Raw genomic sequence first — 1,440 nt, 5'->3', positions numbered from 1 at the left:
CGATGGTCCGGTTCGGTTCTTTCAGAACCGCACAGTGGATGCGTAGCATGTTTGTGAGCAAGTCCTCGGCCTATTAGTACCGGTCAACTCCAGCCGTTACCGACCTTCCATCTCCGGCCTATCAACCCAATGGTCTCTTGGGGGCCTTAACCCACGAAGGGTGGGATACCTCATCTAGGAACGAGCTTCCCGCTTAGATGCTTTCAGCGGTTATCCCTTCCGAACGTAGCCAACCAGCAATGCCCTTGGCAGGACAACTGGCACACCAGAGGTCCGTCCGTCCCGGTCCTCTCGTACTAGGGACAGCCTTCCGCAAGTATCCTACGCGCGCGGCGGATAGGGACCGAACTGTCTCACGACGTTCTAAACCCAGCTCGCGTACCGCTTTAATGGGCGAACAGCCCAACCCTTGGGACCTACTCCAGCCCCAGGATGCGACGAGCCGACATCGAGGTGCCAAACCATGCCGTCGATATGGACTCTTGGGCAAGATCAGCCTGTTATCCCCGGGGTACCTTTTATCCGTTGAGCGACCACGCTTCCACAAGCCATGGCCGGATCACTAGTTCCGACTTTCGTCCCTGCTCGACCTGTCGGTCTCACAGTCAAGCCCCCTTGTGCACTTGCACTCGACACCTGATTGCCAACCAGGCTGAGGGAACCTTTGAGCGCCTCCGTTACTCTTTGGGAGGCAACCGCCCCAGTTAAACTACCCACCAGGCACTGTCCCTGATCCGGATCACGGACCGAGGTTAGACATCCAGTACGACCAGAGTGGTATTTCAACGACGACTCCACAACCACTGGCGTGGCCGCTTCACAGTCTCCCACCTATCCTACACAAGCCGAACCGAACACCAATACCAAGCTATAGTAAAGGTCCCGGGGTCTTTCCGTCCTGCCGCGCGTAACGAGCATCTTTACTCGTAGTGCAATTTCGCCGGGCCTGTGGTTGAGACAGTCGAGAAGTCGTTACGCCATTCGTGCAGGTCGGAACTTACCCGACAAGGAATTTCGCTACCTTAGGATGGTTATAGTTACCACCGCCGTTTACTGGCGCTTAAGTTCTCAGCTTCGCCCCGAAGAGCTAACCGGTCCCCTTAACGTTCCAGCACCGGGCAGGCGTCAGTCCGTATACATCGTCTTGCGACTTCGCACGGACCTGTGTTTTTAGTAAACAGTCGCTTCTCGCTGGTCTCTGCGGCCGAAAAATCCTAGCCCGCAAGGGGCTTCAAATCCCTCGGCCCCCCTTCTCCCGAAGTTACGGGGGCATTTTGCCGAGTTCCTTAACCACAGTTCGCCCGATCGCCTCGGTATTCTCTACCTGACCACCTGTGTCGGTTTGGGGTACGGGCCGCATGAACACTCACTAGAGGCTTTTCTCGGCAGCATGGGATCACTCTACTTCGCCTCAATCGGCTATGCATCACGTCTCAGCCT

At 56.5% G+C, this 1,440-nt stretch carries 1 rRNA gene; it reads right to left on the bottom strand.

The features are described from left to right. Positions 1 to 53: 53 nt before the first annotated feature. Positions 54 to 1,440, bottom strand: a 23S ribosomal RNA gene (locus CKY47_RS36740); the annotation flags it as partial.

This window comes from Saccharothrix longispora (assembly GCF_030852425.1).
In the GTDB taxonomy this organism is placed as follows: Bacteria; Actinomycetota; Actinomycetes; order Mycobacteriales; family Pseudonocardiaceae; genus Actinosynnema; species Actinosynnema longispora.
Note: the sequence above shows the minus strand (reverse complement) of the source record. Positions and strands in the feature narration are given on the sequence as shown.